The 22546-nt window shown below is 64.6% G+C and carries 21 protein-coding genes and 2 pseudogenes; 7 read left to right on the top strand and 16 right to left on the bottom strand.

Going from position 1 to position 22546, the window contains the following annotated elements; genetic code table 11:
• On the top strand, positions 1-818 hold an 818-nt coding region (locus PHX69_RS06775), incomplete at its 5' end, for a recombination-associated protein RdgC (protein WP_288042979.1).
• A gap of 6 nt (positions 819-824) precedes the next feature.
• On the opposite strand, the gene PHX69_RS06770 is transcribed toward PHX69_RS06775, so the two are convergent.
• Positions 825-2816 carry a methyl-accepting chemotaxis protein gene (locus tag PHX69_RS06770; protein WP_288042978.1) on the bottom strand — a complete coding sequence of 664 codons (1992 nt, stop codon included), beginning with the start codon at positions 2814-2816 and terminating at the stop codon, positions 825-827.
• 264 nt (positions 2817-3080) lie between these two features.
• On the opposite strand from PHX69_RS06770, the gene PHX69_RS06765 reads away from it, so the two are divergent.
• Positions 3081-3341 carry a DUF3297 family protein gene (locus PHX69_RS06765; protein WP_288042977.1) on the top strand — a complete coding sequence of 87 codons (261 nt, stop codon included), beginning with the start codon at positions 3081-3083 and terminating at the stop codon, positions 3339-3341.
• A 257-nt stretch (positions 3342-3598) separates the two neighbouring features.
• On the opposite strand, the gene PHX69_RS06760 is transcribed toward PHX69_RS06765, so the two are convergent.
• Positions 3599-5110, bottom strand: coding sequence for a PIN domain-containing protein (locus tag PHX69_RS06760; protein ID WP_288042976.1), 1512 nt, complete (start codon positions 5108-5110; stop codon positions 3599-3601).
• Between the two features lie 148 nt (positions 5111-5258).
• Positions 5259-5378, bottom strand: a pseudogene (locus PHX69_RS06755) (acyl-CoA dehydrogenase family protein); the annotation flags it as partial.
• A gap of 219 nt (positions 5379-5597) precedes the next feature.
• Between PHX69_RS06755 and PHX69_RS06750 the strand changes: the two are divergent.
• Positions 5598-6392, top strand: coding sequence for a penicillin-binding transpeptidase domain-containing protein (locus PHX69_RS06750; RefSeq protein WP_288042975.1), 795 nt, complete (start codon positions 5598-5600; stop codon positions 6390-6392).
• A gap of 121 nt (positions 6393-6513) precedes the next feature.
• On the opposite strand, the gene PHX69_RS06745 is transcribed toward PHX69_RS06750, so the two are convergent.
• Positions 6514-7257, bottom strand: coding sequence for a sulfite exporter TauE/SafE family protein (locus tag PHX69_RS06745; protein WP_288042974.1), 744 nt, complete (start codon positions 7255-7257; stop codon positions 6514-6516).
• Positions 7258-7341: 84 nt separating this feature from the next.
• On the opposite strand from PHX69_RS06745, the gene PHX69_RS06740 reads away from it, so the two are divergent.
• Positions 7342-8253, top strand: coding sequence for a LysR family transcriptional regulator (locus PHX69_RS06740; protein ID WP_288042972.1), 912 nt, complete (start codon positions 7342-7344; stop codon positions 8251-8253).
• A 114-nt stretch (positions 8254-8367) separates the two neighbouring features.
• On the opposite strand, the pseudogene PHX69_RS06735 reads toward PHX69_RS06740, so the two are convergent.
• Positions 8368-8559: pseudogene (locus PHX69_RS06735) on the bottom strand (acyl-CoA dehydrogenase family protein); the annotation flags it as partial.
• Between the two features lie 187 nt (positions 8560-8746).
• Here PHX69_RS06735 and PHX69_RS06730 point away from each other — a divergent pair.
• Complete coding sequence (locus PHX69_RS06730; RefSeq protein WP_288042971.1) at positions 8747-9130, top strand: VOC family protein; 384 nt, start codon at positions 8747-8749, stop codon at positions 9128-9130.
• Positions 9131-9199: 69 nt separating this feature from the next.
• Here the strand turns inward: PHX69_RS06730 and PHX69_RS06725 are convergent, their stop codons facing one another.
• From PHX69_RS06725 to PHX69_RS06685, 9 genes are all read right to left on the bottom strand, one after another.
• Positions 9200-10366 carry an acyl-CoA dehydrogenase family protein gene (locus tag PHX69_RS06725; protein WP_288042970.1) on the bottom strand — a complete coding sequence of 389 codons (1167 nt, stop codon included), beginning with the start codon at positions 10364-10366 and terminating at the stop codon, positions 9200-9202.
• A gap of 60 nt (positions 10367-10426) precedes the next feature.
• Positions 10427-11614, bottom strand: a complete 1188-nt coding sequence (locus PHX69_RS06720; protein WP_288042969.1) for an acetyl-CoA C-acyltransferase family protein — start codon at positions 11612-11614, stop codon at positions 10427-10429.
• A gap of 38 nt (positions 11615-11652) precedes the next feature.
• Positions 11653-12459 carry an enoyl-CoA hydratase/isomerase family protein gene (locus tag PHX69_RS06715; RefSeq protein WP_288042968.1) on the bottom strand — a complete coding sequence of 269 codons (807 nt, stop codon included), beginning with the start codon at positions 12457-12459 and terminating at the stop codon, positions 11653-11655.
• A gap of 148 nt (positions 12460-12607) precedes the next feature.
• Positions 12608-14419: an AMP-dependent synthetase/ligase gene (locus PHX69_RS06710; protein ID WP_119012208.1), complete on the bottom strand. Its 1812-nt coding sequence runs from the start codon at positions 14417-14419 to the stop codon at positions 12608-12610.
• Positions 14420-14436: 17 nt separating this feature from the next.
• Positions 14437-15270 (bottom strand): ABC transporter ATP-binding protein, encoded by an 834-nt coding sequence (locus tag PHX69_RS06705; RefSeq protein ID WP_288042967.1) that lies wholly within the window; start codon positions 15268-15270, stop codon positions 14437-14439.
• Positions 15271-15284: 14 nt separating this feature from the next.
• Positions 15285-16478, bottom strand: a complete 1194-nt coding sequence (locus tag PHX69_RS06700; RefSeq protein WP_119012148.1) for an ABC transporter substrate-binding protein — start codon at positions 16476-16478, stop codon at positions 15285-15287.
• 55 nt (positions 16479-16533) lie between these two features.
• Complete coding sequence (locus PHX69_RS06695) at positions 16534-17571, bottom strand: branched-chain amino acid ABC transporter permease (protein ID WP_119012147.1); 1038 nt, start codon at positions 17569-17571, stop codon at positions 16534-16536.
• Entirely contained in the window at positions 17571-18452 is an 882-nt protein-coding gene (locus PHX69_RS06690) for a branched-chain amino acid ABC transporter permease (RefSeq protein ID WP_119012146.1), read from the bottom strand. The genes PHX69_RS06695 and PHX69_RS06690 overlap by 1 nt, the downstream gene beginning before the upstream one ends.
• A complete protein-coding gene (locus PHX69_RS06685) occupies positions 18449-19309 on the bottom strand; it encodes an ABC transporter ATP-binding protein (RefSeq protein ID WP_119012145.1) in 861 nt (286 codons plus the stop codon). The genes PHX69_RS06690 and PHX69_RS06685 overlap by 4 nt, the downstream gene beginning before the upstream one ends.
• Before the next feature lie 125 nt (positions 19310-19434).
• Here PHX69_RS06685 and PHX69_RS06680 point away from each other — a divergent pair, with 125 nt between their 5' ends.
• Positions 19435-20181 carry a TetR/AcrR family transcriptional regulator gene (locus tag PHX69_RS06680; protein WP_119012144.1) on the top strand — a complete coding sequence of 249 codons (747 nt, stop codon included), beginning with the start codon at positions 19435-19437 and terminating at the stop codon, positions 20179-20181.
• Between the two features lie 122 nt (positions 20182-20303).
• Here PHX69_RS06680 and cueR read toward each other — a convergent pair whose 3' ends face one another.
• Positions 20304-20738 carry a Cu(I)-responsive transcriptional regulator gene (gene cueR, locus PHX69_RS06675; protein ID WP_119012143.1) on the bottom strand — a complete coding sequence of 145 codons (435 nt, stop codon included), beginning with the start codon at positions 20736-20738 and terminating at the stop codon, positions 20304-20306.
• Entirely contained in the window at positions 20735-20932 is a 198-nt protein-coding gene (locus PHX69_RS06670) for a heavy-metal-associated domain-containing protein (RefSeq protein WP_119012142.1), read from the bottom strand. The genes cueR and PHX69_RS06670 overlap by 4 nt, the downstream gene beginning before the upstream one ends.
• A 338-nt stretch (positions 20933-21270) precedes the next feature.
• On the opposite strand from PHX69_RS06670, the gene PHX69_RS06665 reads away from it, so the two are divergent.
• On the top strand, positions 21271-22546 hold a 1276-nt coding region (locus PHX69_RS06665; RefSeq protein ID WP_288042980.1), incomplete at its 3' end, for a heavy metal translocating P-type ATPase.

The raw sequence follows: 22546 nt of genomic DNA, 5'->3' as shown, positions 1-22546 counted from the left end.
TGCGCTTCATGGTCGAGTCCAAGGTGCTGCCCGGCTCCGTGCTGGCGCGCCGCGTGGCCGAGAAAGCCGCCCGCATCGAGCAGGAAACGGGCCGCAAGCCCGGCAAAAAAGAAAGCAAAGAGCTGAAGGAAGAAGCCAAGCTCGACCTGCTGCCCATGGCCTTCACCAAGCAGGGCGCGATGTGGGTGTGGATTGACCGCGAGGCGCGCTTTTTGGTGCTGGGCACCTCATCCCAGGGCCGCGCCGACGAGGTGGTGAGCGCGCTGGTCGAGGCGCTGCCGGGGCTTTCGGTGTCGCTGCTGGACACGCAGACCTCGCCCGCTGCCGCCATGGCCCACTGGCTGGCCACGCAAGAGCCGCCTGCCGGCTTCAGCATCGACCGCGAGTGCGAGCTCAAAAGCGCCGATGAAGAAAAAGCCGTGGTGCGCTACGCCCGCCACCCGCTGGACATCGAAGAAGTGCAGGCGCACATTGCCGCTGGCAAGCTGCCCACCAAACTGGCGCTGACCTGGGATGGCCGCGTGTCGTTCATCCTCAGCGAAGGATTGCAAATCAGAAAGCTGGCGTTTCTGGACGCCGTGATGGAAGGCAAAAGCCAGGACGACAGCGGCTTTGATGCCGATGTGGCCATTGCCACGGGCGAGCTGCGCAGCCTGATTCCCGACCTGATCGAGGCCCTGGGCGGCGAGAGCGAACGCGGCATAGGCGCTGCGCCTGCCGCCGCCACCACCGCCCGGCCTGCCGGTGCCAGCGCTGGCACCGTGACCGGCCCGGCCACCGCGCCGCCCGATACCGACCCCGACGCAGCGCCGTTCTGAGCCGCGTTAGGCGGTTGGCAACAGGCGGCGGCTGCCTCCCTGGTGCAGTTCAAACGAGCTGATCGCGTTGACCAGCTCTTGCGCCTGGTGGTTCAGGCTGGAGGCGGCAGCGGCCATTTCTTCGACCAGCGCGGCGTTTTGCTGCGTGGTTTGGTCCATTTGCACGATGGCATCGCCCGCCTGCGCCACGCCCGCGCTTTGCTGCACGCTGGCCGCACTGATCTCGGCCATGATGTCTGTGACCTGGCGGATGCTGCTGACCACCTCGGTCATGGTGCTGCCCGCCTGATCGACCAGGGCGCTGCCGTGGCCCACCCGCTCCACGCTGGCTGAGATCAGCGCCCGAATCTCCTTGGCCGCATCGGCACTGCGGCTGGCCAGGTTGCGCACCTCGCTGGCCACCACGGCAAAGCCCCGGCCCTGTTCACCGGCACGCGCTGCCTCTACGGCTGCATTCAGCGCCAGGATGTTGGTCTGGAAGGCAATGCTGTCGATCACGCCAATGATGTCGGCAATTTTCTTGCTCGAATCATTGATGCCCTTCATCGTGTCCACCACCTGTGCCACCACCGTGCCGCCCTGCACGGCGATGGTGGAGGCGCTTTGCGCCAGCTGATTGGCCTGGCGCGCGTTGTCGGCGTTTTGCCGCACGGTCGAGCCCAGTTGCTCCATGGCCGAGGTGGTTTGCTGCAATGCGCTGGCCTGCGACTCGGTGCGGTTGGACAGGTCGTTGTTGCCCTGGGCAATCTGCATGCTGGCCGCAGCCACCGACTCCGAGCTGTGCTGCACCTTGCCGATCATGGCCACCAGGGCCTGGTCGGCCCGTGCCAGGTCATTGACCAGGTCGGCAATCTCGTCCTGGCTGGTGGCCGGTTGCACCCGGCCCAGCTGGCCTGCCGCCATGGCGCGCACCGACTTGGCCACCTGCTGGATGCTGTGCCGTGTGCCCAGGTACATGCCGACATAGAGATACACCGACACCACAATGCCCAGCACCAGCAGTGCCGCCACCAGGTTGCGCTGCAAGGAGGCTGCTGCGGCGCGCTCGGTCAGCAGCTCGGCCAGCACAGCGCGGTTTTGTTCGACCAGCGCCCAGGCCGCATCCAGCGTGGGCTGCGCCGCCTGGGCGGCCTCTGGCGCCGTCACGGTAATGGCATCGCTGGTGGTGAAGTGCTTGCGCACATGGGCCAGGTAGTCGGTGGAGGTGCTCTTGAGCTGGACGAAGTAGGGCCGGATGCGCTTGTCCACATCGGGGTTGGCCTTCATGGATTGCGCCAGCAGGTTCTCGACATTGCCAAAGGTGTCTTTCAGGCGCGCCTCGGTCACTTCGTAGAACACCTTGTCTGCCGGGGTGATGGTGCCGCGCGCGATATTGAGCGTGGTGTAGGCCGCAATGCGCACGGCAATGCCGGCGGTGCTGGGCGTGTTGTTGGCCAGCGGGTAGCCCAGGTAGAACAAGTCCAGATCAGGCTCCAGCGCCATGCCCGAGCGGTCGCCCATATCGCGCATGAACGCGTAGAGGCGGCCATATTCCGGCGCGTGGGCGGCAAAGGCTTTTTGCGCATAGTCGGCATCCAGCGGCAGGGCTTCGACCTTCTTTTTGAGTTCCGTCCAGCCGCTGCGCAGGCCCTGGGCCTCTTTGGTCATGTCAAACAGCGGTTGGATGCGCGCCACTTCGGCCTCGATCTCGGCCAGCTTGCGCTCGACCACCACCGCCTGCTGGCTGAAGCGCTGGCGACCCGACTCATCGCCCACCGGCGTGGTGATGGCGATGCGGCGGCTGTCGATCAACACCTTGTTCCAGTCCACCAGGTAGGCCATCAGGTCAACGGCGGCGTGCTCGGACGCCAAAGTGTGGGCGCGGCTGTGCAGCAGCCCCCATTGGGACAGCCCCAGGTACAGCAAAAAGCTGAAAACCACCAAACCAGACAGGGCAAACTTCATGCCGAACCGCAAACGATTCATCAGGGCAACGGCAGGCGAAAAGAAACTGGACACGACAAGGCTCCAAAAAACGAAAGAATGTGCTGCTGGCCAAACGCCAGACTGTCTGCCAAATGTAAGGACGGATACTTACCAAAAGACGGGCCATAGACCACAGCACAGCAGAATTAACAGCGCTGTGGTATGGGCGCCACGCAGTACCACCGCCTGGGTCACTGCCGCCGGGCACCTGCCGGGGCCGGGGCTATTGGCGGCGCGGGTGCAGCCAAATCCGGGAAAATCCGGGGCTTTGTGCATTCACCCAGAAAGCGTTAACCCGTGACCGATACCACCCCCGCCACCACTCCAGCCCCCGCCCTACCCGACCGCCTGAGCATTGACCCGCGCAGCCCGCACCACATCGCCGCCGTGTTCCAGCACGACATCGGCATCGTGTTCAATGGCAAAGAGCGCTTTGATGTGGAGGAATACTGCGTCAGCGAAGGCTGGGTGAAGGTGCCCGCTGGCAAAACCCTGGACCGCAAAGGCCGCCCCCTCCTGATCACGCTGAAGGGCCAGGTCGAGGCGTTTTACAAATAAGCGCAGGCTGCGTGCCCGCTGCACTCCAGTACATCAAAAATGTGAGCTGCTCGCGCCCATGTGGATTGGGCTGGAGGCAAAAAACTCTTGAAACCGTGGATGGTTGTTACTGCAGGCGGGGAGGGGTTGCTGATAGCCACCAGCTTCCCCGCGAGGCAGCGCGCCGAGTGTCCGTTTCGGCTGGTTGCACCGCTCCCAGCGGGTGCTCGATTGGTTGCTATCGAACCGAACCAGACGTTTGTTGCTGCCATCCGCCGTCAACTCAATCGAAGCCTAGGTCGGGCTGCTGATAGCTCTTCAATCTGCCTCTCTACCTCAGCGCTTGGAGGTGTCTCTGCGACGGCTATGCAAACAGGGAAAGTCTTACGGATTGGATTGGTAAGGTTGCTCGCATGCACCGTGACCATGAAGCTGCCCGAGTGCACACCTGTCTCCCTTGGAAAACGAATGCCTGCGGTGAAGTCTTCAGGCTCGCGGGCGTGTCGCCATTGTTCACATTCGAGGGAAAGGTAGCTGAGCGGTGCGCCTTGCGTCCCGTCCTTCCAATAAAACAGGTTGGGATCGCGGCTGGTCGAGAAATTACGCAGCGGGGGCACGGTGTCGAAATGGCCCCGCGTGGGTGACAACCAAGTAACCGGATCAGACATACCTCCAAAGGCGAAAGGTGAAGCTGGCTTGATCCGCCTTCGATGTCCACTCGGCGCAAGCGGAGGTTGGGGGAACTTGGGCGCCTCTCTCGACTTCAGTTCATCACTGTCCTCATCGTCTTCGCGTTGGCACGGCCGCACTATGCGAATAGGCCCTTTTGCCTCTAACTCAATTAGTGCGTCGATAGCGGGGCGCGATCCAACGTTTGAAATGCGAGTCGTGATGGTTGGCCACTCCAAGCGCTTGTTGAGCGCCATATGAATGGCTCGCAAATAGCCTCGGCAATCCTCTTTCCACTCCGAATAACGTCTTTTGTAGCGTTCAATTTCTTCAGCCGAGGAAGGCGTGAATACCTCCGTTTCTTTGCCGAAGAGCGATGCCATGGGCCCCCTTTGCTCGACAACACTTTCCCATGGTTCGGAAGGTCCGAAGTCAGTTGCTTCCGGATAGCGAGAAAAAACAATGGCCAAAAGAGCGGCGATCTGCTCTTCAGAGAGAGCCGAATAAATAGTGAACGACAGTTCAAGGCCACGAGTGCTCGCATCCAGTAAACCCACTTCGAACTTCGGCTCGCTCTTTTGGTACCGCTCCAGCTCACTTTTCAACGCACCTTCTCTACGCGAGGCGTCGTCGGGCTCAGGAGGCAGCAACCATTCGTCAGGGATTTTCTTGAATGGAAGACTCATCTCCCGAGCGCTGAACATCGGACCGTGGTCATACGTCAGCAACAAGGTAGAAGATCCAGCGTTTGCCTTGTAAAAGGCCAGCGCGATACCAACAAGTTGGTCGTCTTGGGAGTCATAGTTGAGCTCATTGCCAGCGTCCGGGTCAGGGCGCATGGCTCGTGCCATTCGAAGGCGGACGGTCGGTCTCTGCTTAAGCACAAGTCCTTCTTCTGGCGCGTCTAGAAGCTCAGAGATGAGCGCAGCAGCCGAACGTGACCTCGACGCTTGGCGACTGTTCCCCTTTGCCTTGAGTGAATCCAGTTCAGTCTGTACTGGTCGCGTGATGAGCAGTTCAATGTCGCCTTCGTGGCCCAGCAGCATCCAGTCCAGTTCCCTTAGCGGTTTGCACTGCAGAAACAGGTTCGTATCGGGGAACACTGAAAGAATGTCAGGCATACAACATGGAATCCTTGTTTCGTTGAAACGTCGATGCCCGGGTTGGGGGCATACATGAGCGAATTCTGCCGCAGTCTTGAAGGTGTCCTTCTGGCCGCAAGCAGCCAGTCCAGCGTATTCACCGGGCGGCCCCCGCCAGCGCCCCGCCTTACCGCCCCAACAACCCCCGCGCCACCAGCTCTTTCATGATCTCGGAGGTGCCGCCGTAGATGCGCAGCACGCGCGCGTCTGTCCAGAAGCGGGCGATGGGGTATTCGGCCATGTAGCCTTAGCTGCCAAACAGCTACAGGCATTGGTTGGCTACGCTGCACTCCAGCAAATCAAAAATGTGAGCTGCTTGCGCGCATGCCGATTGGGCTAGAGTGCAAAAAGCCTCTTAAAAACCGTGGATGGCTTTCACGCCCCGCCTGCGGCAAACAGCAGGGTGTCCGCTTCGGCGGGTTGTGCCGCTTCCAGCGGGAAAGCAGCCAGTCCATAAAATCTTTCGATGAAAAAAACCGGAAAAATTTTTGCCTTGTTGTCACTCGTTTGGAGCTGCGCCGCGATGGCCATGCCCCAGGCTATAGAGCAGCAAGAGTGGGCTCATTTTTTTGAGGGCGCCCCCGCTGTAGGAACCATTGCGGTTCTGGACGCGCGTAACGGCACTGAGAAATTGTGGGTGCATGCCACCGAGCGCGCCAAGCAGCGCTTTTCTCCTGCCTCTACTTTTAAAGTTCCCCACAGCTTGTTTGCATTGCAGGCCAAGGTGGTCAAAGATGAATTTGAGGTGATCGCTTGGGACCAAAAGCAGCGCGGCAATCCGGCGTGGAATCAAGACCAGGATTTGCGCTCTGCGATGCGCAACTCGACGGTTTGGGTGTTTGAGCGGTTTGCCCAAACCATGGGTCAGCACCAAGAACATCAATGGATGCAGCAAATTGGCTATGGCAATGCGGCCACCACTGGCGCAGCACCTTTTTGGGTAGAAGGCGACTTGGCGATTTCCGCGCTGGAGCAGCTGGAGTTTTTGCAGAAGCTGTATCGCAATGCGTTGCCGTTCGAGCTGGCGCACCAACGTTTGGTGAAAGACCTGATGGTCAACGAAGCCGGCAGCCATTGGATTCTGCGAGCCAAAACGGGCTGGACAGGAAGCATTGGCTGGTGGGTTGGCTGGGTCGAGCATCCCAACGGCGCGGTATTTTTCGCCATGAATATCGACACACCCCATCGCATGGGTGATGTGGCCAAGCGCCAAATCATCACCCGGCAAGTGCTCCGCTCGATGGCGGCTTTACCGGATTAGGCTGCTTGGTTGTGTCGCTCCCAGTGGGTGGCTCAATTGGCTGCTTTTGGCCCTGAGCGGTCATTCACGCCGTGCAGGTGAATGCGCAAGCAGCCCCCCTGATACCCTTCTGCCTCTTACTTCACAACGCCCGGGCCAGGTTGGTTGTTCCCAGGGCAACGAAGACCAGGAACAGTGCCTGCTGGAATGCCGGACCGGCGAGTCGGCCTCTCAGTTTTTCGCCGAGCTTCAGGCCCACGAACGCTCCGACAAGCGCACCGCCCAAAGCCATGGCCGTCGACGCCGACATCCACTCTGCCTGCGCCGATGCCTGCAGCCGGAATGCCAACGCCAGCGTGGCCACCGTGAACGACAGGCCAAGGGCCTGGACGGTCGCGTCCTTGTCCAGCCGCAGCGACTGCAGGTAGGGCACCCAGGGAAGCACAAAGACGGCGGTGAGCGACGTGACCAGTCCGGTGGCCAGTCCCACGATTGCGCCCACCCATCGGCCACTGTCAGAGAGATCAGGCAACGTGGGGCGCCACAGGCCCCAAAGGCCATAGACAACGAGGACGCCGCCGAGCCAGAGGGAAGCCGCATCGGCGGGGGCCGTTCCACCGATACCCGGCGCGAAGGCTGTGACGAGCGCGATCGCCAGCCATCCTGGCCACAAGCGCTCCCCGAGCTGTCGCAGGTGCGGACCTCGACATTGCGCTACGTTCGTGGCCAGGGACGGGATCACCAGCAAGGCCGCAGCCTGCGCTGGCGGCATCCACAGCCCGAGCAAACTCATCGCCACGGTCGGTAACCCCATGCCGGTGATGCCTTTCACGCCTCCAGCAAGGGCGAACACCACGACCACCATCAAGACTTGAATCGTTTCCATGGCGCGATGGTGTCCCAGTACTGGTCCCCGCGTCCATTCGATTCACCTGCGCCTATCCTTCGGCGATTCCGTAGGATGCATCCCATGGCCACCTCTGCACGACGCACCGTCGACTACCGCATCGCCCCCTTCGACCTGCATCTTTTTTCTGCGGTGATCGCGCACGGCACCATCACCGCAGCCGCTGAGGCAGTGAACCTGTCATTGGCCGCCGCCAGCGCCCGCTTGAAGGCACTCGAGGACGCAGCGGGAGCCCGCCTGCTAGATCGCTCGAAGGCGGGTGCGGCACCCACCGATGCTGGGCGGGCCATGGCGCGTCACGCGAGCCGCGTGCTGGCCGAACTCGAGTCACTGCATGTGGAGATGGCGAGCTTTGGCCACGGCTTGCGTGGCACGGTTCGCCTGCTGTGTAACACCGCGGCGATGTCGGAGGCGTTGCCACGGACGCTGGGGCACTTCCTCACGACGAACCCCGAGATCGACGTTGATGTCCAGGAACTAGCGAGTGACGCCGTGCTTGATGCGCTGCGCCGCGGCCTCGCCGAGATCGGCATTGTGGCGGACTATGTGGACACGTCCGGCCTCATCGTGCGTCCCTGGCTGGACGACCGCTTGGTGGCGTTGTTGCCCCGAGCCTGGCCGATGGGAAAGCGGCGATCGATCCCCTTCGGCGAATTGCTAGAGCGCCCACTGGTTGGCCTGTCCGCCGACAGCGGGCTCAGCCGGTTCCTCGCCGCCCAGGCCAGTCGCAGCGGCCGAGTACCTCGACACCGGGTTCGGCTGTCCGGATTCGACGCAGTGGCGCAACTGGTGGCCGCGGGTGTGGGGGCAGCGGTCATGCCGGAGAGTGCAGCGTTGCGATTTCAAGGAGAGGCAACCCGGGTCGTCGCACTGTCGGATGCCTGGGCGCATAGGAAGCTGTTGGTCTGCATGACGCCGCAGGGAGTCGAGTTCACAGGCGTTCGGGCCCTTGCCGACGCACTCGTCACCAGTTGAATCCGATGGGTCACGCGCTGTCTCGGTCCGGCAGAAGCAATCGACCCGTTAGCCGATGTTGTTCGCAAGACCGCGTCTGTCCGCTCCTGGCCGAAAGCGGCCAATCCAGCGCATTCACCGGGCGGCTCCCCCAGCGCTCTGCCTTACCGTCCCAACTACCCCCCGCGCCACCAGTTCTGTCATGTGCTCTGAGGTGCCACCGTAGATGCGCAGCACGCGCGCGTCCGTCCAGAAGCGGGCGATGGGGTATTCGGCCATATAGCCGTAACCGCCAAACAGTGGCAGGCATGGGTGGGCCACGCGGCACACCAGCATTCAAAAATGTGAGCTGCTCGCGCCCATGTGGATTGGGCTGGAGGGCTAAAAGCCTCTTGAAACCGTGGGTGGCAGCTGCTGAAAGCGGCAGTGTGGGAGGCGGGCTGCTGGTAGCCGCTCACAGTGGGCGATTTGACGGCGGTATATACTGTGTTTTTATACAGTTAAAAGGATGTTTATGAGTAACTATGTGACCGTTGGTGCATCCGATTCCGCAAAGTCCAATGCCTTCTACGATGCAACACTGCAGACCATCGGATGGAGCAAGCACATGGAACATCCAGGCTGGCGTGGCTACTCAGAAGGCGGCACAGGCAACGGATTTACCGTGTGGGTCTGCACCCCCGTCAACGGAGAACCGGCCAGTGCTGGTAACGGTTCCATGATCGGATTCATGGTCAAGTCCTGTGCAGAAGTGGATGCTTTTTACAAAGCGGCCATGCTCCATGGCGGCACCGATGAGGGGGCACCGAACCCGCGTCCCCAATATGGGCCGAACTGGTATGCCGCCTATATGCGCGATCCGTCTGGAAACAAGATTGGTGTTGTCTATAACGGTTAGGTAAAAGCGTGGCCCCCGAGGGTGTGCAGTGCCTGGGATGCCACTTTCGTACTGGCCCAGCGCCCCGCCTTACCGCCCCAACAACCCCCGCGCCACCAGCTCTTTCATGATCTCGGAGGTGCCGCCGTAGATGCGCAGCACGCGCGCGTCCGTCCAGAAGCGGGCGATGGGGTATTCGGCCATGTAGCCGTAGCCGCCAAACAGTTGCAGGCACTGGTCGGCCACGCGGCCCATGAGTTCGCTGGTGTGCAGCTTCAGGGCCGAGGCGGCTTCGGGGCTGAGGTCGCTGCGCTGGTAGGCGTCCACGCTGGCGTTCAAAAATGCCTGGGCGGCGGCGATGTCGGTGGCGCAGGCGGCCAGCGTAAAGCGCGTGTTCTGGAACTGGCCAATGGCCTGGCCAAAAGCCTGGCGCTCTTGCACGTAGCGCTGTGTTACGTCGAGTGCGCCCTGGGCGCCGTGTACGGCCTGCACGCCGATGATGAGGCGCTCGCGCGGCAGCTCGCGCATCATCTGCGCAAAGCCCTGGCCTTCCACGCCGCCCAGCAGGGCGTCCAGCGGCACGCGCATATCTTCAAAGAACAGCTCGGAGGTGTCGCCCGCGTGCTGGCCCACTTTGTCCAGGTTGCGCCCGCGCGAGAAGCCGGGCGTGCTGGTGTCCACCAAAAACAGGCTCACGCCCTTGGCGCCCGCGCTGGGGTCGGTTTTGGCGGCCAGCACGATCAGGTGGCAGTTCTGGCCGTTGCTGATGAAAATTTTGCTGCCGTTGATGACGTAGTGGTCGCCGTCTTTGCGCGCCGTGGTGCGCAGGGCCTTGAGGTCGCTGCCCGCGCCGGGCTCGGTCATGCCGATGGCGGCAATGGCCTCGCCCCGGGCCATGCGCGGCAGCCAGTGGGCGCGCTGCGCCTCGGTGCCGCAGTGCAGCAGGTAGGGCGGGATGACGTCGTTGTGTACTTGCACGCCGCCCACCAGGCCGCCGTAGCCCCGGCGCGCCAGCACTTCGGTCACGGCAAACGAAAAATGCACGCTGGCGCCCGCGCCGCCGTAGGACTCGGGCACGTCGGCGCACAGGTAGCCTTGCGCCCCCATCTGCGTGAACAGGGCGCGCGGCACCTGCCCGGCACGCTCCCAGTCGCGGTAGTGGGGTTCGATCTCGGCGTCGCAAAAGCGCTCCAGCGATTGGCGGAACAGGTCGAGTTCGGCGCGCTCGTCGGCGCTCAGGAAGTGGTTGGTCAGCATGGTGCTATGAAAATGAGAGCTGCCAGCGCTTGCCAGATAAGCGCTGGCAGCAAAAAAGACTCAAACCCGTTCAAAGATGGCCGCGATGCCCTGGCCGCCGCCAATGCACATGGTCACCAGCGCGTAGCGGCCCCCGGTGCGGTGCAGTTCGGCAATGGCTTTGGTGGTGATGATGGCGCCGGTGGCGCCCACCGGGTGGCCCAGCGAGATGCCCGAGCCGTTGGAGTTGACGCGGGCGGGGTCAAAGCCCAGCTCCTGGATGACGGCGCAGGCCTGGGCGGCAAAGGCTTCGTTGGACTCGATCACGTCCAGGTCGGCCACCGTCAGGCCCGTGCGCGCCAGCACTTTTTGCGTGGCGGGCACGGGGCCGATGCCCATGTAGCCCGGCTCCACGCCGGCGTGGGCGTAGCCCACCAGGCGCGCCAGCGGCTTGACGCCCAGCGCGCCGATGCGCTCGCCCGCCACCAGCACCACGGCGCTGGCACCGTCGTTGATGCCCGAGGCGTTGCCCGCCGTCACGGTGCCGTTGTCCTTTTGGAAGGCGGGCTTCATGCCTGCCAGCGCCTCCAGCGTGGTGCTGGCGCGCACGTGTTCATCTTCCTGGAACAGCACCGTGCCTTTGCGCGTGGCGATTTCTACCGGAACGATCTGCTCTTTGAAGTGGCCCGCTGCGATGGCGGCGGCGGCGCGCTGCTGGCTTTGCAGGGCCAGCTGGTCTTGCATCTCGCGCGTGATGCCGTAGCGCGCGGCCACGTTCTCGGCGGTGATGCCCATGTGCATTTTTTGCCAGGGGTCGTGCAGGATGCCGAGCATGTAGTCGATGCTTTTGGCGTCGCCCATGCGCGCGCCCCAGCGGGCGGCCTGGTCGAAGTAGGGGCCGCGGCTCATGCTCTCGCTGCCGCCGCCCACGGCCACGTCGCAGTCGCCGTAGCCAATGGCCTGCGCGGCGCTGATGATGGCCTGCAAGCCCGAGCCGCACAGGCGGTTGACGTTGAAGGCGGGCGTCTCAATAGGGCAACCGGCGTCGATGGCGGCCACGCGCGCCAGGTAGGCGTCTTTGGTGTCGGTGGGGATGACGTTGCCCATCACCACGTGGCCCACGGCGTCGGGCGCGAGGCCGCTGCGCGCAATGGCGGCCTTCACGGCGGTGGTGGCCAGCTGGGTGTTGGGCACGTCTTTCAGGGCGCCGCCAAAGGTGCCGATGGCGGTGCGGGCGGTGCTGACAACAAAAACGTCGCGGTGGGACATGGTGGGGCTCCTGGAGGTGTCGGAAATAAAGGGTGCGTTCAGCGGCCTTGGAAGGCGGCGGGGCGTTTGGCGTAGAAGGCTTCAATGCCTTCGCGCAGGTCGTGTGTGCGGGCGCAGTCGCCAAAGGACTGGGCCTCGGCGCTGAGTTGTTCGGGCAGGGCGCGGTCGAAGGCGCTGCGCAGCAGGCGGCGCATGTGGCCGTAGGCGCGCGTGGGGCCGTTGGCCAGTCGCTGGGCCAGTTGCTGCACGGCGGCGTCCAGCTCGGCGGCGGGCACGGCGCGGTGGATCAGGCCCCACTGCTGCGCCTGCACGGCGTTGAAGGCGTCGCCCAGCAGGGCAATCTCCAGCGCACGGTTCAGGCCCACCAGGCGCGGCAGCGCCCACGAGGCGCCCACGTCGCAGCTGGTGCCCAGGTTGATGTAGGCGAGGTTGAAGCGCGTGGTGTCGGCGGCCAGCACCAGATCGGCTTGCAGCATCAGCGACAGGCCCGCCCCGGCGGCCACGCCATGCACCTGGGCGATGACGGGGGCGTTCAGCTGCGCCAGCAGGGCCACGGCTTCGTTCAGCGGCGCCAGCAGGTCGGCGGCGCCTTGCACGGGGTCGGCGCGCAGGGTGGCCAGATCGCCCCCGGCCATGAAGCCTTTGCCCGCGCCGCACAGCACCACGCAGCGCACGCTGTCATCCTGGGCCAGGCTGCGCACGGCGGCCAGCAGCGCCTGGGCCATGGGCACATCCACGGCGTTGAGCGCACCGGGGCGGTGAAAGCGCAGCGTGGCGATGGCGCCGTTGCGCTCCAGCAGCAGCGGGGCGTCGGCGGGGGCGTCGGGGGGGTGGGGCAGGCTCATGGGGGACGGTTTGTTTGCTATGGATATGGGAGCTGGTAGCGCACGTCTGTAGGCGGTTTCAGTATCCAATCGTGCTGAAACTGTCTGTGGGTGTGCGCTAGCAGCTTCTCTTTTAATAGCGCAGGCGGCGGGGCTGCGCCAGCGGTGCTCAGCGGTACAGGGCCTCGATTTCTGCGGCGTAGGTCTTGTAGATGCTGGAGCGGCGCACCTTCATGGTGGCGGTGACTTCGCCGTCGTCGTGGTCGAGTTCTTTGGTCAGCAGGTGGAACTTGCGGATGTGCGACACCTGCGCCAGCCGCTCGTTGCCCTGGGCGATGGCCTGCTCTATCAGGGCGCGCACCTGCGGCATCTCCACCAGCGAGCGAAAGTGCGTGAACGCCAGGCGCTGGGCCTCGGCCCATTTGCCCACCGTCTCGTAGTCGATCATCACCAGCGCGCTGACAAACTTGCGCCCGTCGGCCACCACGATGCACTCCTTGATGTAGGGGCTGCCCTTCATGGTGTTCTCGATCTCGGAGGGCGTGAGGTTCTTGCCGCCCGCCGTGATCATGATGTCCTTGAGGCGGTCCACGATCTTGAGCTGGCCGCGCTCTTCGCGGATCACGTCGCCGGTGTGCAGCCAGCCGTCCTGGATGCTTTGCGCCGTGGCTTCGGGGTTTTTGTAGTACCCGGCAAACACCATCTCGCCCTTGATCTGGAACTCGCCCGCCTCGCCGATGCGCCACTGCACGCCCTGCGTGGGCGTGCCCACCGTGCCCACCACCACCTGGTCGCGCGGGTGGCCAGTGACCATGCCGCTCGATTCGGTCAGGCCATAGACCTCGATCAGCGGCACGCCCAGCACCCGAAAGAACCGCACCACGTCGGGCGGGATGGGCGCTGCGCCCGTCAGCGCCACCTGGGCGTTGCGCAGGCCGATGAAGTTTTGCAGCGCGCGCAGCACCGTCCAGTAGCTGGCAAAGTAGCGGGCCTTGTCGGCCAGGCTCCATTGGCTGCGGGGTTTTTCTGCGAGGTGGGCGCAGGCGGCGTAGGCCCGATCAAACAGCGCGCGGCGCAGGCCGCCGGTTTCTTGCAGCTTGATGCTGATGGCGGCGTGCATTTTTTCCCAAATGCGGGGCACGCCCAGAAACATGGTGGGCGCCACTTCGCGCAGGTCTTCCTGCACGGTGCGGATGGATTCGCCAAAGTTCACCTGCGAGCCCAGGTACAGCGGGCAGAACGTGGTCAGCATCTGCTCGGCCACGTGGCACAGCGGCAGGTAAGACAGGTGCGTGGTGTCGGCTGACAGGCCCAGGCGCTCGATGATGCCGGGCGCCGCGCCGCGCATGTTGCGCCACGAAATCATCGCGCCCTTGGGCTTGCCGGTGGAGCCCGAGGTGTAGATCATCAACCCGGTGTCGTCCAGCTGCTGGCGCGCCAGCGCCTGGTCGATGAGGGTGGTGTCGCGCGTTTGCGCGCCCAGCGCCTCGACCTCGGCAAAGGTGCAGATCAGGCGGCGCATCTCGGGGTCGTGGCTGCGCAGGCCCTTGGTTTCCATGACCACGATTTTTTTCAGGCGGGGCAGCTCGGACAGGGCGGCCAGCACCTTGTCGGTTTGCTCCTGGTCTTCGCAGACCATGACCTCGATGTCGGCGTGGCCCACCACGTAGGCCACCTCGTGCGTCGGGCTGGTGGGGTACACGCCCACCGTGACGGCGCCGACCAGGCCCGCGCCCATTTGCGCCAGCACCCATTCGATGCGGTTCTCGGAGATCACGCCCACGTGGCCGTTGTCGGGCAGGCCCAGGGCGCGCAGGCCCAGGCCGAAGTGGCAGGCGCGGCGGTAGTAGTCGGCCCAGGTAAAGGGCTTCCAGATGCCGAAGTCCTTTTGCCGGATGGCGATGCGCGTGGCGTCCGTGCGTGCGCGTTCGCGCAGCATTTGCACCAGGGTCAGTTCAGGAAGGGGGGTGGAAACAGACATATCGGACTCGCGCGCAGTCATGACAACCAACGCTTGCGGCGTTTGTAGTGCTTGATTTCTTTGAAGCTCTTGGCCTCGCCACCGCCGCCCATGCCGAGGTAGAACTCGCGCACGTCGGGGTCGCTGGCCAGCCGTTCGGCAGAGCCGTCGATGACGATCTTGCCGTTTTCCATGATGTAGCCGCTGTGCGCCACGGCCAGCGCCACGGTGGCGTTTTGCTCCACCAGCAGCATGGAGGTTCCGCGCTCGGCGTTGATGCGGGCAATGATGGTGAAGATGTCCTCCACCAGCTTGGGCGACAGGCCCAGCGAGGGCTCGTCCAGCAAGATCAGCTGGGGCTGGGCGATGAGCGCGCGGCCAATGGCCAGCATCTGCTGCTCGCCGCCCGACAGGTACCCGGCCAGGCCCTTGCGCCGCTCGTGCAGGCGCGGAAAGTATTCATAGACCAGATCAAAGTCGGGCTTGGGCGCGCCGTGCGCGGTGTGGGGGCGGCCCGTGAGGGCGTAGGTGGCGGCGATCAGGTTTTCTTCGACCGTGAGGTCTTCAAACACCCGGCGCCCTTCCATCACGTGCGACAGGCCCGCGCGCACCAGCTGCTGGGGCGCGTGCTGCGCCGTGCTCTGGCCGTTGAACAAGATGGTGCCCGCATCGAGTGCGCCATCTTCCAGCGCCAGCAGGCCCGACACCGCTTTGAGCGTGGTGCTCTTGCCCGCCCCGTTGCTGCCCAGCAGGGCCACGATCTGGCCGCGTGGCACGACCAGGGACAGGCCACGCAGGGCCTGCACCACTTTGTTGTAGATGACCTCGATGTTGTTGACGGCGAGGACGTGGTCCGTGGACGGCTGGGTCATGGTGCGCTCAGGGATTACAGGGTGATCCAGTCGGAGGCGGGCAGCATCTTCTGCGCCTTCATGTCGGCCTTGTAGACGCGGCCCACGGGGATGGAGTTGCCCTTGATGGTGACGGGCACGCCGATCAGGCCACCGGTGTCGAAGTCCTTGATGGAGTTGAGCGCGGCCTTGAGGTTGGTGCCGTTGAGGGGCTTGCCCGCCTCCAGGCAGCGTTTGGCCGATTCGGTGAACAGCATGGCGGCCAGAAAGCCTTGCATGTAGGCCGTGCTCTGGTACTCGGGGCGCATGGCGCGGATCTTGTCCAGCATGGGCGCCTTGGCCGAGGTGTCGTAGTAATAGCGGTAGGGCATCACGCCCATGAAGCCGTCGCCTGCGGGGCCCATTTTCATGACGGTGGAGCTGTCCATCGTCCAGAAGGTGCCCATCCATTTGCTGGTCATGCCCATTTGCTTGCCCTGGGTGATGAACTCGGGGATGGGCGCCAGGATGTAGCCGTGGAAGATGGTGTAGTCGGGCGCGGCGCGGCGCAGCTTGATGACTTCGGTGGACACGTCCACGCTGCCTGCGGGCGTCATGATCTTGACGGGCACCGACAGGCCCAGCTTTTTGGCCAGCGCTTCGCTCTCGTCGATGGGATCGCGGCCAAACTCGGAGTCGGAATAGACGAAGGCCACCTTGGCGCCGGGCTTTTCCTGGGCGATGTGTTTCAGCAGGATGCCGAACATCTCGGTGTAGTCGGGGCCGACCAGGAACTGGTGGGGGTACTTTTTGGGGTCGTTCAGCTCGGTGGCAAACGAGGCGCCCGCCATCATGATGGCGCCGTTGCGCTCCAGCTCGGGGTTGATGGTTTTGGAGAATCCCGTGGAGTCGCCGTAGTACAGGTTGACCTTGTTCTGGCTGGTGATCTTCTTGAAGGTGGCCACCGACACATCGACCTTGTAGCCCGTGTCTTCGGGCACGTACTTGAGCTTGCGGCCCTTGATGCCACCGGCGTCGTTGGTGATCTTCACGTAGTCCTGGATGCCGGCGTTGATGCCCACGCCCGCAAAGGCGAACACGCCCGTCATGGGGATGGAGCCGCCGATGACGATGTCTTCGGTGCCCTGCGCCAGCACCGACAGCGGGTGCGTGAGCGCAGCAGCGCCTGCGGCTGCGGCGGCGCCCAGCATCAGGCTGCGGCGTTGGCTGGAAATGCGTTGGTTGTCCATGCGTGTCTCCTTGGGTTGGTTGTGTGGTGGCATGAAAACGGTGGCGGGGCGGGGCCTAGTTGCGGAAGGGCCAGAGGTGGAAGAAGCGGCGCACGCGGCGCCACATTTCCGCCAGGCCGTGGGGCTCGAACACCAGAAAGCCGATGATCAACAGGCCAAAAATGATGGTGCGCACGGGCGAGAGGAACACCGTGTATTCGGCGCTGTTGGGCAGCAGGTCGAACACCAGCTTGAGCAGCTCGGGCACCATGGTCATGAACACCGCGCCCAGGATGCCGCCCAGAATCGTGCCCATGCCGCCGACGATGATGGCCGCCAGGAAGAAGATGGACATCAAGAGCGGAAAGCTCTCGGGCGTGACCACGCGGAAGAAGTACGCCCACAGCCCGCCCGCCACCCCGGCGTAGAACGAGGACAGGCCAAACGACAGCAGCTTGTAGCGCAACAGCGGAATGCCCAGCACCTCGGCAGAGATGTCGCGGTCGCGGATGGCGATGAAGGCGCGGCCAATGCGGGTGCGAAACAGGTTGGCTGCGCCCAGCAGCATCACGATGGTGATGGGCACGATCACCCAGTACAGCCGGAACGACGTGTCCAGCGGCATGCCCAGCAGGCTGGCCGGCGGGATGGACAGGCCGCCCGTGCCCCCGGTGAACGACCAGTTGGCAAAAATGAAGTGGGCGATGAACGAGGCCGCAATGGTGGCAATGGCCAGGTACAGGCCCTTGACGCGCAGCGACGGAATGCCCACCACGATACCGCCCAGCATGGCCACGAAACCACCGGCCAGCAGGTTCAGCAAGAACGGCGTGCCCAGCCGCGTCTCCATCACCGCCACGGTGTACGCGCCCAGCCCCATGAAGGCCGCCTGCCCCAGGCTGACCAGGCCGGTGTAGCCGGTCAGGATGTTCAGCCCGGTGGCGCTGGCCACGTTGATGCTGACCAGGCAGGCCAGGTACAGCCAGTAGTCGCTGGCCATGAACGGGAACAGCACCAGCAGTGCCGCTGCCACGGCCAGCCAGGTCTTTTGTGTGCGCGAGTCGAACAGCGCCGCGTCGGCGATGTAGCTCTCTTTGAGGGTGCCGATTCTCATCAGAGTCTTTCGATTTCGTGGGTGCCAAACAGGCCGTAGGGGCGCACCATCAAGATGGCCACCAGAACAAGGAAGGTGGCCAGCAGCTTGTATTCGCCGCCCAGGTAGCTGCCCGCCAGGGCTTCCACCAGACCAATCAGCAAACCGCCGACGAGCGCGCCCAGCACGCTGTCGAGCCCGCCGACGATGACCACCACCAGCACCGACAGGCCAAACACGCCCATGCTGGACGAGATGCCGCCAATCGAGCCGACGATGATTCCGGAGACGGCGGCGATCATGGCCGACACCACCCAGGCCAGCGAGAACACGCGCGGCACGTTGATGCCCACCGAGTACGCCGCCGCCTGGTCAGACGCCGTGGCCCGCAGTGCCACGCCGCCGCGCCAGAAGCGAAACACCAGCAGCACGGCGGCAATGAACACCACCGCCACCACCGCACCCCAGAACACCTTGGGCGCCAGGAAGGCCTCGCCCACCATGATGGGCTGCGTGGGCATGAACTCGGGCAGGCGGCGCTGGTCGGCGCTCCAGATCATCTCGACCAGGCCCACCAGCACCGAGGCCAGGCCCACCGTGACCATGAACACCGAGATCGGTGGCTCGCCCAGCAGCGGGCGGATCATGGTGCGCTCGATCACCGCGCCCAGCAGGCCCGTGCCCAGCACGGCGGCCGGAATGGCCAGCCACAGCGGCAGCGCAAACATCGAGGCAAAGGTGAAGAACAGGTAGGCACCCACCATCAGCAGCTCGCCGATGGCGATGTTGACCACGCGCGTGGCCTTGTAAACCATCACAAAGGCCAGCGCGGCCAGTGCGTACAAACCGCCCCCGGACAGGCCGGTGAGGCAAATTTCAAAAAGGTAGGCCCAATCCATCATGCGACTCCTGCGGCGTTGGCGGGGGTGCTGGCGTGCAGCTTGCGGCGCAGGTCGTGGACATCGCCCGAGCCCAGATAAGCCTTGATGACTTCGGGGTTGCCCTGCACGGCGGCGGGCTGGCCCTGGGCAATCACCTGGCCGAAGTTGAGCACCACCACGTGGTCAGACAAGTCCATCACCATGCCCATGTCGTGCTCGACCATCAGCACCGTGACGCCCCATTCGTCGCGCACATCGAGGATGAAGCGCGCCATGTCTTCGGTTTCTTCGCGGTTCATGCCGGCCACGGGCTCATCGAGCATCAGAATTTGCGGCTGCATGGCCAGGGCGCGGGCCATTTCCACGCGCTTTTGCAGGCCGTAAGACAGGGCCGACACCGGCGCGTGGCGGATGTGGTCGATTTCCAGGAAGTCGATGATGCGCTCCTCGATGTCGGCGCGCAGCGCGGCCTCTTCGCGCCGGGCACGGCCAAAGTACAGCAGCGCGTCGAGCACGTTGGTGTTCAGGTGGGCGTGGCGCCCGAGCTTGATGTTGTCCAGCACCGTCATGCCACGGAACAGCGCAATGTTCTGGAAACTGCGCCCCAGCCCCATCCTGGCGCGCTGCGGCGCAGGGATGCGGGTGATGTCCTGGCCCTTGAAGCGGATGCTGCCGCCCGTGGGCCGGTAAAAGCCCGAGATGGTGTTGAACAGCGATGTTTTGCCCGCGCCGTTGGGCCCGATCACGGCAGTGATGGAGCCAGGCTGTACGTCAAAGCCCACGCCGGTCAGGGCTTTGACGCCACCGAACGCCAGCGTCACGCCATCGACTTGCAGCAGGGGGGCGGCAGGGCTGCCGCCAGGGTGTTTTGTCTCCATCGGTCTCTTATTCGGGTTTGTGCGAACCGTGAAAAATCTACTTTTACGTAGACTATTTACTTCTGAGTAGATTTTGGGATGTGCAGCCACTGTCCGCATTGGTACTTTCCCTGTGTAATACCGCCATGACTGAGCCGACTCCCGCCAAAAAAAGAAAAGCCGCCCCTGCGACTTCCGCCATCGCTTCGCCCTGGGCGAGTGCGCCCGACCGCGAGCAGCAGCGCGAGGCCAAACGCCACGCGGTGTTGAGCACCGCAGCGCAGTTGTTCAATGAAAAGGGCTTCCATGCCACGTCGCTGGACGACATCGCCGCGCGGCTGAACGTGACCAAGCCGACGCTGTACTACTACGTCAAGAACAAAGACCAGATCCTGATCGAGTGCGTGCGCCAGGGCCTGGAGATGACCATTGAGGGCATCGAAGCCTCGCGCGCTGCCGGTGGCAAGGCCATTGACCAGCTCATGGCCTGCATGCAGGTGTATGCGCACATCGTCACCCAGCCTTTTGGCATGTGCCTGATCCGTGTGGGCGATGAGGAGCTGCCCCCCGACAGCCGCAAAGAGCTGCGCCGGCTCAAGTCCGGCATTGACCAGGCGTTTCGGCGCCTGGTGGCCGCTGGCGTGGAAGAGGGCTCGCTGCAACCGTGCGACCCCAAGATGACCGCGTTTGTGATTGCCGGTGCGCTGAGCTGGATTGGCCGCTGGTACCAAAGCGGCGGCGAGTACACGCCCGAGCAGATCGCCCAGCAGTGCATCACCACCCTGTGCGAGGGCGTGCTGCGCCGGGCCGATGTGCCGGCGGTGGCACGGGCTGCGCCCGCAGAGACTGCCCCGGTGGCCCCGGCGCGCAAGCCACGGGCTGCAAAAAAGTGAGCGCTTGGCGCAGGTTGCGCGCAGGTTTCAGATATTTTTTGGTCTCAAAGCACCGCTGGACGGGCGCTATAAGCTATTGATTTGATAGTGAATCGCGGCCCCCGCGCTGCAGTCCGATCCCGCTATAGCCGCTGGCCCGCTGCCGCCAGGTCGTCCAGGATGGGGCAGTTGGGCCGCTCGTTGCCCTGGCAGCACGACACCAGCGTTTGGAGGGTGCGCTGCATGGCCTGCATGGCGGCGATGCGCGCGCCCAGGTCGTCGATGTGGGCCTGGGCAATGCGCTTGACCTGGCTGCTGGCACGCTCCTGGTCTTGCCACAGTTGCAGCAACGCGCGGATCTCTTCTATCGAAAAGCCCAGCACCCGCGCGCGCCCGATAAAGCGCAGCGCGTGTACGTCGGCCTCGGCGTACTGGCGGTAGCCGCTGTCGGTGCGGGCCACGGGCGCCAGCAGGCCCAGCGATTCGTAGTGGCGCACCATGCGCGCCGAGATGCCTGCACGGCGCGCGGCCTGGCCAATGGCCACAGGCCAGGCCTGGGCGCTGGCGCGTGCGGTCATGGCGCGACTTGGTAGCCTTCTGCGGCGATGGCAGCGGCCAGGGCCTCGCGCGGCTGGGTGCTGTCCACCTCGACGCGGTGCTGCGCGCGGTCAATGCGCACCTGGGCCTGCGGGTCAAGTTCCAGCACGGCGTCGGTGACGGCGCGCTCGCAGTGGCCGCAGGTCATGCCCTGGACGTCAAATTGGTGTTGCATGGTGGTGGCTCCGGTGTGAGTGAATGATGGTTGCCATCATGAACCTTGCCATCGTGGCAAGGTCAAGCCCCGCGCTGCACCATGGCCCTGGTGCGGGGGGCGGCCTGCGCCCTGCGCGCGGGCGCCATGGGGCACCGCTGGATCGTTGATACGGCACCAGGGCTTGACCTTGCCACGCTGTGAAGGATTACCGTAGCGCCATGAACACCTCCGCCCCCACCCCGGCAGCGCCCCAGGCCAGCGCTACCCCGGACACCACGCCTGCCACCGCCCCGGCCTTTGTGCCTGAACCGGCTGCCTCTGCGCCGCCGCACACGCTGGATTTGTCCATTGGCGGCATGACCTGTGCCAGCTGCTCGGGCCGTGTCGAGCGCGCCCTGGGCAAGGTGCCGGGCGTGCAGCAGGCCACCGTGAACCTGGCCACCGAGTCGGCGCGCGTGCAGTTCACCCCGCCCGAGGGGGGCGACGCCGCCATGGAGGCGCTGCTGCGCCGCGCCGTGCGCAACGCCGGTTACGAGCCACTCACGCCCGCTGCCAGCGCCGCGCGCGAGCAGGACGATTCGCCCTGGGCCGGGTTTGCGCCGGTGGCCATCGGGCTGCTGCTGTCGTTGCCGCTGGTGCTGCCCATGCTGGGCGACCTGTTCGGCGCGCATTGGATGCTGCCGGCCTGGGCGCAGTTCGTGCTGGCCACGCCGGTGCAGTTCATTCTGGGCGCGCGCTTCTACCAAGCGGGCTGGCATGCGGCCAAGGCGCTATCGGGCAACATGGATTTGCTGGTGGCCATTGGCACCAGTGCGGGCTGGGGCTTGTCGATGTGGCTATGGCTCACCGCCCACCCGGGGCACACGCCGCACCTGTACTTCGAGGCGTCGGCGGTGGTCATCACGCTGGTGCTGCTGGGCAAGTGGCTGGAGGCGCGCGCCAAGCACCAGACCACGGCGGCCATCCGTGCCCTGCACGGCCTGCGCCCCGATGTGGCGCACCTGCTGGGCAAAACCGGCGAGGTCGATGTGCCCGTGGCCGAGGTGATGGTGGGCGACCGGCTGGTGGTGCGCCCCGGCGAGCGCATTCCCGTCGATGGTGTGCTGCTGGAGGGCGACACGCAGGTGGACGAATCCATGCTGACAGGCGAGCCGCTGCCCGTGGCCAAGGCGCCAGGCGATGGCTTGACGGGCGGCGCCATCAACGGCGAGGGCCGCATCGTGCTGCAAGTGCGCGCGGTGGGCGCGGAGACGGTGCTCTCGCGCATCATCCGGTTGGTGGAGGATGCGCAGGCCGCCAAGGCACCGATACAGCGGTTGGTGGACCAGGTGGCCAACGTCTTTGTGCCCGTGGTGCTGCTGATTGCGCTGTGTACCTTGCTGGGCTGGTGGTGGGCGGGCGTGGGCGCTGAGGTGGCACTGATCCGCGCCGTGGCGGTGCTGGTGATTGCCTGCCCCTGTGCGCTGGGGCTGGCCACGCCCGCCGCCATCATGGCGGGCACGGGCGTGGCGGCCCGGCACGGCATCCTCATCAAGGACGCGCAGGCGCTGGAGCTGGCCCACCGCGTGGACACCGTGGCCTTTGACAAGACCGGCACCCTCACCGTGGGCCAACCGCGCCTGACGGCGTTTC

This window comes from Simplicispira sp. (assembly GCF_028687295.1).
GTDB lineage: Bacteria > Pseudomonadota > Gammaproteobacteria > Burkholderiales > Burkholderiaceae_C > Simplicispira > Simplicispira metamorpha.
Note: the sequence above shows the minus strand (reverse complement) of the source record. Positions and strands in the feature narration are given on the sequence as shown.

Excerpts from the sequence above, each read along its gene's own strand:
- PHX69_RS06705 (WP_288042967.1), bottom strand. The coding sequence starts at position 15,270 with ATGACCCAGCCGTCCACGGACCACGTCCTCGCCGTCAACAACATCGAG.
- PHX69_RS06720 (WP_288042969.1), bottom strand. The coding sequence starts at position 11,614 with ATGTCCCACCGCGACGTTTTTGTTGTCAGCACCGCCCGCACCGCCATC.
- PHX69_RS06680 (WP_119012144.1), top strand. The coding sequence starts at position 19,435 with ATGACTGAGCCGACTCCCGCCAAAAAAAGAAAAGCCGCCCCTGCGACT.
- PHX69_RS06685 (WP_119012145.1), bottom strand. The coding sequence starts at position 19,309 with ATGGAGACAAAACACCCTGGCGGCAGCCCTGCCGCCCCCCTGCTGCAA.
- PHX69_RS06760 (WP_288042976.1), bottom strand. The coding sequence starts at position 5,110 with ATGCCTGACATTCTTTCAGTGTTCCCCGATACGAACCTGTTTCTGCAG.
- PHX69_RS06740 (WP_288042972.1), top strand. The coding sequence starts at position 7,342 with ATGGCCACCTCTGCACGACGCACCGTCGACTACCGCATCGCCCCCTTC.
- PHX69_RS06725 (WP_288042970.1), bottom strand. The coding sequence starts at position 10,366 with ATGCTGACCAACCACTTCCTGAGCGCCGACGAGCGCGCCGAACTCGAC.
- PHX69_RS06690 (WP_119012146.1), bottom strand. The coding sequence starts at position 18,452 with ATGATGGATTGGGCCTACCTTTTTGAAATTTGCCTCACCGGCCTGTCC.
- PHX69_RS06715 (WP_288042968.1), bottom strand. The coding sequence starts at position 12,459 with ATGAGCCTGCCCCACCCCCCCGACGCCCCCGCCGACGCCCCGCTGCTG.
- PHX69_RS06670 (WP_119012142.1), bottom strand. The coding sequence starts at position 20,932 with ATGCAACACCAATTTGACGTCCAGGGCATGACCTGCGGCCACTGCGAG.
- PHX69_RS06730 (WP_288042971.1), top strand. The coding sequence starts at position 8,747 with ATGAGTAACTATGTGACCGTTGGTGCATCCGATTCCGCAAAGTCCAAT.
- PHX69_RS06700 (WP_119012148.1), bottom strand. The coding sequence starts at position 16,478 with ATGGACAACCAACGCATTTCCAGCCAACGCCGCAGCCTGATGCTGGGC.
- PHX69_RS06710 (WP_119012208.1), bottom strand. The coding sequence starts at position 14,419 with ATGTCTGTTTCCACCCCCCTTCCTGAACTGACCCTGGTGCAAATGCTG.
- PHX69_RS06750 (WP_288042975.1), top strand. The coding sequence starts at position 5,598 with ATGAAAAAAACCGGAAAAATTTTTGCCTTGTTGTCACTCGTTTGGAGC.
- PHX69_RS06695 (WP_119012147.1), bottom strand. The coding sequence starts at position 17,571 with ATGAGAATCGGCACCCTCAAAGAGAGCTACATCGCCGACGCGGCGCTG.
- cueR (WP_119012143.1), bottom strand. The coding sequence starts at position 20,738 with ATGACCGCACGCGCCAGCGCCCAGGCCTGGCCTGTGGCCATTGGCCAG.
- PHX69_RS06745 (WP_288042974.1), bottom strand. The coding sequence starts at position 7,257 with ATGGAAACGATTCAAGTCTTGATGGTGGTCGTGGTGTTCGCCCTTGCT.